The 6478-nt window shown below is 69.4% G+C and carries 5 protein-coding genes and 2 pseudogenes; 6 read left to right on the top strand and 1 reads right to left on the bottom strand.

Annotated elements, in window-relative coordinates:
- Positions 1 to 718: DsbA family oxidoreductase (locus QK444_RS30475; protein WP_282785558.1), on the bottom strand; the 718-nt coding region annotated here is incomplete at its 3' end.
- Between the two features lie 287 nt (positions 719 to 1005).
- Between QK444_RS30475 and QK444_RS30480 the strand changes: the two are divergent.
- From QK444_RS30480 to tyrS, 6 genes and pseudogenes are all read left to right on the top strand, one after another.
- Positions 1006 to 1428, top strand: a pseudogene (locus tag QK444_RS30480) (FAD-dependent oxidoreductase); the annotation flags it as partial.
- Between the two features lie 116 nt (positions 1429 to 1544).
- Positions 1545 to 2120, top strand: coding sequence for an FAD-dependent oxidoreductase (locus QK444_RS30485; protein WP_282785559.1), 576 nt, complete (start codon positions 1545 to 1547; stop codon positions 2118 to 2120).
- A gap of 11 nt (positions 2121 to 2131) precedes the next feature.
- Positions 2132 to 3031 (top strand): RNA polymerase sigma-70 factor, encoded by a 900-nt coding sequence (locus tag QK444_RS30490; protein ID WP_282785560.1) that lies wholly within the window; start codon positions 2132 to 2134, stop codon positions 3029 to 3031.
- Between the two features lie 39 nt (positions 3032 to 3070).
- Positions 3071 to 3700 (top strand): DNA-3-methyladenine glycosylase, encoded by a 630-nt coding sequence (locus tag QK444_RS30495; RefSeq protein WP_282785561.1) that lies wholly within the window; start codon positions 3071 to 3073, stop codon positions 3698 to 3700.
- 87 nt (positions 3701 to 3787) lie between these two features.
- Positions 3788 to 4204: pseudogene (locus tag QK444_RS30500) on the top strand (Clp protease N-terminal domain-containing protein); the annotation flags it as partial.
- Positions 4205 to 4758: 554 nt separating this feature from the next.
- Positions 4759 to 6039, top strand: a complete 1281-nt coding sequence (tyrS, locus tag QK444_RS30505; RefSeq protein WP_282785562.1) for a tyrosine--tRNA ligase — start codon at positions 4759 to 4761, stop codon at positions 6037 to 6039.
- Positions 6040 to 6478 lie beyond the last annotated feature (439 nt).

Below are 6478 nucleotides of genomic sequence, written 5' to 3' on the forward strand. Positions count from 1 at the left end.
AATCCCGCTGCGGCACAGCGCATCCGTCGGGACCGCAGGCATCCGCGCCGTCCAGAACCTCCAGTTGTGGCTGCCGCTCGCTCCACGCTCGCTCCAGCGCCTGTGTGAACACCTCGGGCGGCTGGGCGCCCGATACGCCGTAGGTGCGGTCGAAGACGAAGAACGGCACGCCGCGCGCACCCAGCCGGGCCGCCTCGGCCTCATCGGCGCGCACCGCCTCGGCGTACGCGTCCGGGTCGGCGAGTACCGCGCGCACCCGGTCCTCGTCGAAACCCGCGCCCACCGCCACCGACACCAGGCGCTCGGTATCGCCGAACAGCGGCCGCGCATCCGCGAAATTGGCCTCGTAGAGCGCGTCCAGCAGGGCTTCCTGCCGTCCCTGCGCCAGCGCGAAGTGCAGCAGCCGGTGCATATCGAAGCTGTTGCCGAAATCGCGCCCCTCGGTCCGATAGGTCAACCCCACCGCCTCGGCCTGCGTTCCGATGCCGCGCTCATTGGCCGCGGCCTGTGCCTCGCTGATGCCGTACTTCTTCGCGATATACGGAATCACCGCATCGCTGTGCCCGCTGTCCAGGGTGGGGTCCAGTTCGAAGGACCGGTGCACCACCCGTACCTGGTCGCGATGCGGGAAGTCGTGCAGTGCCTCCTCGAACCGCCGCTTGCCCAGATAGCAGAACGGGCAGTTGATATCGGTCCAGACCTCGACCTGTACGGCCATCACACCTCATTCCAACGATTCGGCGCGGACGCCGATCACCGCCCGCGAGTGCCGCGGCACCGCTCTGGTGCAACCGGGTGACCAGCGCGAATGTTCCATGGTCCGCATCACTCCGGCACCCGCGCCCGGCCTCGCCGTTGAAGTGATGTGGATCACAGCATCGGACTGTCACGTTCTCGGCGGCTGCCCTGTCCCATGGTCGACAGCGAAGAACGAGTACGTGTGAGGCAGATATGAACCACGACGAGATCCACGAGGTCGTCATTCTGGGAGCGGGCTACACCGGCATGCTCACCGCCGCCCGGCTGGCGCGGCGCACACGACGGCTGCCGGTGCGAATCACGCTCGTCAACCCGTCGGCGCGCTTCACCGAGCGCCTGCGCATGCACCAGGTCGCCGCCGGCCAGGAATTGGCGCACCACTCGATTCCCACGGTGCTCGACGGCTCCGGCGTGGTGTTCCGGCAGGCCGCCGCGACCGCCATCGATCCGACCGCGCGGACGGTCGCCCTCGACGACGGCACCACCCTCGGCTATGACACCCTCGTCTACGCCCTGGGCAGCAGCACCGACACCGCGCTGGTGCCGGGCGCCGACGAACACGCGTGGACCCTCGACGATCCCCGTCGGGCGCACCGGTTCTCCCGGCGCCTCGCGGAGGTGGCCGCGACCGGTGGCACCGTGACCGTCTGCGGCGGCGGGCTCACCGGAATCGAGGCGGCCACCGAGATCGCGGAAAGCCACCCCGGGCTCACCGTCACCCTGGTGACCGACGGCCGACCCGGATCGATGATGGGGAGCGGGCACGGGCCCACCTCGAGCGCGCCATGGACCGGCTCGGCATCGTCCGCCGGGTGGGCGTGCGGGCCACCAAGGTACTGCCCGAGGCGGTATGCCTGGACACCGGCGAACACCTCGGCTCCGACCTCACCCTGTGGACAACCGGTGTCCGGGTTCCGCCGCTGGCCGCCCGCGCGGGCGTCGAGACCGACGCCCGCGGGCGCATCGTCACCGACGCCACCCTGCGCTCGGTCTCCCATCCGGAGATCCACGCCGTCGGTGACGCGGCCGCGGTCCGCATGCCCTGGGGCACACTGCACGGCACCTGCCAGAGCGGAATGCCCACCGCCGCTTACACCGCCGATGCCATCACGCGGTTGCTGCGGGCGAAGCCGCTGCGGCACTTCCGGTTCGGCTACTTCCACCAGCCGCTCAGCCTGGGCCGCGAGGACGCGGTCATCCAGTTCGTCCGGGCCGACGACACCCCCGGACGCTGGTACCTGCGCGGCCGGGCGGCGGTGTTCTACAAGGACAGCGTGAGCAGCAGCCCGATTCCACTCATCACGATGAGCAAGCGCCTGCCGGTCGCGGTGAAACTGTCCCGAGGCGTGCGCGCCGGGTGAGGATGTGGACCATGTGGGACGAGACACCCGACACGGCGGCCGCCGACCCCTTCGTCGAGCACCGCCGTCTGCTGTTCGGCACCGCCTACCGGATGCTCGGCAGCGTCGCCGACGCCGAGGACATCCTGCAGGACGCCTGGCTGAAATGGCATGCGGTGGATCGAGATTCGGTCGAACATCCGAAGTCCTACCTGGTGCGGGCCGTCACCAACCTGTCGCTGAACCGGCTCACCTCCGCTCGCGCCACCCGTGAGACCTATATCGGCCCGTGGCTGCCCGAACCCCTGCTCACCGGCCCGGATTCGGCCGCCGAGGAGACCGAGACGGCCGACAGCGTATCGACGGCCATACTGGTGGTCCTGGAGACGCTCAGCCCGGTCGAGCGCGCGGTCTTCGTGCTGCGCGAGGTGTTCGGCTACTCGCACGGCGAGATCGCCGGATTCCTGGATCGGCCGGAGGCCACTGTCCGCCAGATCGGGCACCGGGCGCGCGGGCACGTTCGATCCCGCCGCCCCCGCTTCGACACCGATACCGCGGCGCGCTCCCGGGTCACCGACCGCTTCCTGGCGGCCTGCCGCGGCGGCGACGTCAATGCGCTCATGGAACTGCTGGCCCCGGAGGTCACCCTGTGGAACGACGGCGGCGGCAAGGTCACCGCCGCGCGCCGGCCGCTGCACGGACCCGACCACGTCGCCCGCTGGCTACTGGGCGTCCTGGCCAAACCCGTACTCACCGGCATCACCCTCGAAACCCTGGTCGTCAACGGTGAACTGAGCATTGTCGGCAGGCTCGGTGACCATCCGGTGGGCGTCATCACCTTCGACATCCTCGACGGGCACATCCGGCACCTGCGCTTCCAGGTCAACCCCGACAAACTCGCTGGTCTCCGTCCGGCCGGCGGGGTTCGCTAGCGGCGGCGACCCGGCGCGATCACGCATCGGGAAGAATGGATGCCCGTGAGCGCCGCAGAACTCGCCGTGGAACCCCTGTCCGCCGCCCGGCGACTGCTCGGTGCGACGCTGTGGTCCGGTCCGGTGGCCCTGCGCCTGGTCGAGGTCGAGGCCTACGGCAGCGACCCGTCCGGACCGTGGCCCGACCCGGCCGCGCATTCGTATCCCGGGCCCACCCCGCGCAACACCATCATGTTCGGACCGGCCGGAATGCTGTATGTCTATCTCAGCTACGGCATGCACACCTGCGTGAACGTCACCACCGGTCCGGACGGCACGGCCAGCGCCGTCCTGCTGCGCGCCGGTGAGATCACCGCCGGACACGAGCAGGCGCGGGCCCGCCGCCCCGCCGCCCGCACCGACGCCGCCCTGGCGCGCGGTCCCGGCAACCTCGGCAGCGCGCTCGGAATCGCCTTGGCCGACTACGGAACTCCGCTCTTCGAGCCCGCGTCGTCGATCCGTCTCGAACTCGGCCCGGAACTCACCGACCCCTCCGTCATCGGCGTCGGCCCGCGGGTCGGCGTCAGTGTCGCCGCCGATCAGCCGTGGCGGCTGTGGCTGCGCGACTCCCCGGCGGTCTCGGCCTACCGGCGCAGCCCGCGCGCTCCGCGACTCGACCGCCCGGCCTGATCGCGCGCCGAACCCGAGAGGTTTCGCCCCCGATACGGTGACGTACGGACTACCGTGGAATCGAACCCACACCCCACAGGCGGTTCCATGTTCGAACGATTCAGTGACAACACCCGCCGCGTCATCGTGCTGTCCCAGGAGGAAGCCCGGCTGCTCGGGCACAACTACATCGGCACCGAGCACATCCTGCTCGGTTTGACGGCCGAGCCGGACGGGACCACCGCAGCGCTGCTCGCCGACCTCGGCGTCGAACTTCCCGCCCTGCGCGAACGCGTCGCGACCTTGATCGGCACCTCCGAGGACGAGCCCAGCGGCCACATTCCCTTCACGCCGCGCGCCAAGAAGGTGCTGGAGCTGTCGCTTCGTGAGGCATTGCTGCTGCGCCACAGCACCATCGCCCCCGAACATCTGCTGCTCGCCCTCGTCCGGGAGGGGGAGGGCGTCGCCGCGCAGATCCTCGTCGCGGTGGGCGCCGACGCCGACCGGGTGCGCAAGGCGGTACTCGCGCACTTCGGCGGTGCCGGACCCGCCCCCCGCGAGCTGCCGCCGCCCGCCGAACGGGAACTGCGACAGCGGATCACGGCACTGGAGAGCCGCGTCGCCGATTTGGAGCGGCGACTCGGCGACACCTCATCCGGTGATGCCGGAGCCTGAGGCGGCCGCTTCCCGAGCCGGGGCCATCCGCACCACCCACCGCACACCGGTACTCCCGGTAGATGACCGTCACCGACGCGGTGCCGCGATCGATGTGCTGGCGGGCTTCCGACAGCACTTCCGCGTCCGGTCCCGGCGGCACCTCGACATACACCCGCGTGAACAGCTCCCACAGCTGCTCCGCCGACACCTCGGCCCCGCTGTCGTCGCCGTGCCGCCGCACATGTCTCGCGACATCGATTCCGTCTCCTGACGGGCACGCCCCGGAAACTCGCTGGCCGTCCCCGCCGCCGTCGCGCACACTCGGCGGCGGACCCCGACCGGCATGCGCACGCCCGGGGCCGATTCCGGAATGGCAGACCTCTGCGCAGGTCTCCGGTATCCGTGCGGAAAGATGGGGTGACGTGAGCGGCGACATCATCGATGAACTGACCTGGCGCGGACTGATCGCACAGTCCACCGACCTGGACGCCCTGCGTGCGGACCTGGCGAAGGGCCCGCTGACCCTCTATGCCGGATTCGACCCGACCGCGGCCTCCCTGCACGCCGGGCACCTGGTCCCGCTGCTGACCCTGAAGCGCTTCCAGCAGGCCGGGCACCGCCCGATCGTGCTGGCGGGCGGTGCCACCGGGCTGATCGGCGACCCCCGCGATGTCGGCGAGCGCACCATGAACTCGACCGACACCGTGGCCGAGTGGGCCGGCCGCATCCGCTCCCAGCTGGAGCGCTTCGTCGATCTCGACGATTCGCCCACCGGTGCCATCATCGCCAACAACATGGACTGGACCGGCCCGCTGAGCGCCGTCGCCTTCCTGCGCGATATCGGCAAGCACTTCTCGATCAACGTCATGCTCGCCCGCGATACCGTCAAGCGGCGGCTCGAATCCGACGGCATGTCCTACACCGAGTTCAGCTACATGCTGCTGCAGGCCAACGACTTCGTGCAGCTGCGCCGCAACTACGGCTGCCGCCTGCAGGTCGGCGGCTCCGATCAGTGGGGCAACATCATCGCGGGCGTGGAGCTCAACCGCCGCGTGGACAGCGAATCCGTCCATGCCCTGACCACCCCGCTGGTCACCTCGGCCGACGGCAAGAAGTTCGGCAAGTCGACCGGCGGTGGCAGCCTGTGGCTGGATCCGGAGATGACCAGCCCGTACGCCTGGTACCAGTACTTCGTCAACACCGCCGACGCCGATGTGGTGCGCTACCTGCGCTGGTTCACCTTTCTCACCAAGGAGGAGTTGGACGAGCTGGAGCAGGCCACGGTCGAGCGCCCGCACGCCCGCGAGGCGCAGCGTCGCCTGGCCGCGGAGATGACCACGCTGGTGCACGGCGCGGAGCACACGCGCGCCGTCCAGCTCGCCAGCCAGGCCCTGTTCGGTCGCGGCGAACTGCGTGAACTCGACGAGTCCACGCTGGCCGCGGCGCTGACCGAGGCAGCGGTCGAGGGCAAGGTCGCCGAGACAGACGGCACCGCCACCATCGTGGACCTGCTGGTCGCCTCCGGCCTGTGCGAGAGCCGCGGCGCGGCGCGGCGCGCGGTCAACGAGGGCGGAGCGTCGGTGAACAACGAGCGCGTCGCCGATCTGGAGTGGACGCCGGCGGCGGGCGACTATCTGCATGGACGCTGGCTGGTGCTCCGGCGCGGCAAGAAGAACTTCGCGGGAGTCCGTCGAGCGGGCTGAACGAAGGGGGTGGGACGCGGTCCCGCCCCCTTCTCCGTTATGCGCGGAAGAGATCGCCGAGAGCTGGGTCACAAAGTCGTGGTCCCACCCGGCGATCTTGTCGTTTCGAGGCCCTGCGACCTGCGTAAACACGTTCGTGACCAGGGGATTTGACGTTCCGTTTCCCGCCACGTAACTTATTCCAGGTCAGAGCGACACGGACAACGACCGGGACCGAAACCCCAGCTCAGAGCAGGGATTACGGGATCGGAGAACGAGGTTGGACGAGGAGCGCCTGACGTGAACACCCAGTTCGAAACGGGAACTTGACTCCGAGGAGTCGGACCGTTAGGCTGGAAAAGTTGCCTCGCTGGACAATCGATCAGATCGGTTCGATGGTGTGTGCGTGTGTTCTTTGAGAACTCAATAGTGTGTCGATGAATGTCAGTGCCAAATATTA

Origin of the sequence: Nocardia sp. CC201C, from assembly GCF_030010695.1 — a bacterium.
In the GTDB taxonomy this organism is placed as follows: domain Bacteria; phylum Actinomycetota; class Actinomycetes; order Mycobacteriales; family Mycobacteriaceae; genus Nocardia; species Nocardia otitidiscaviarum.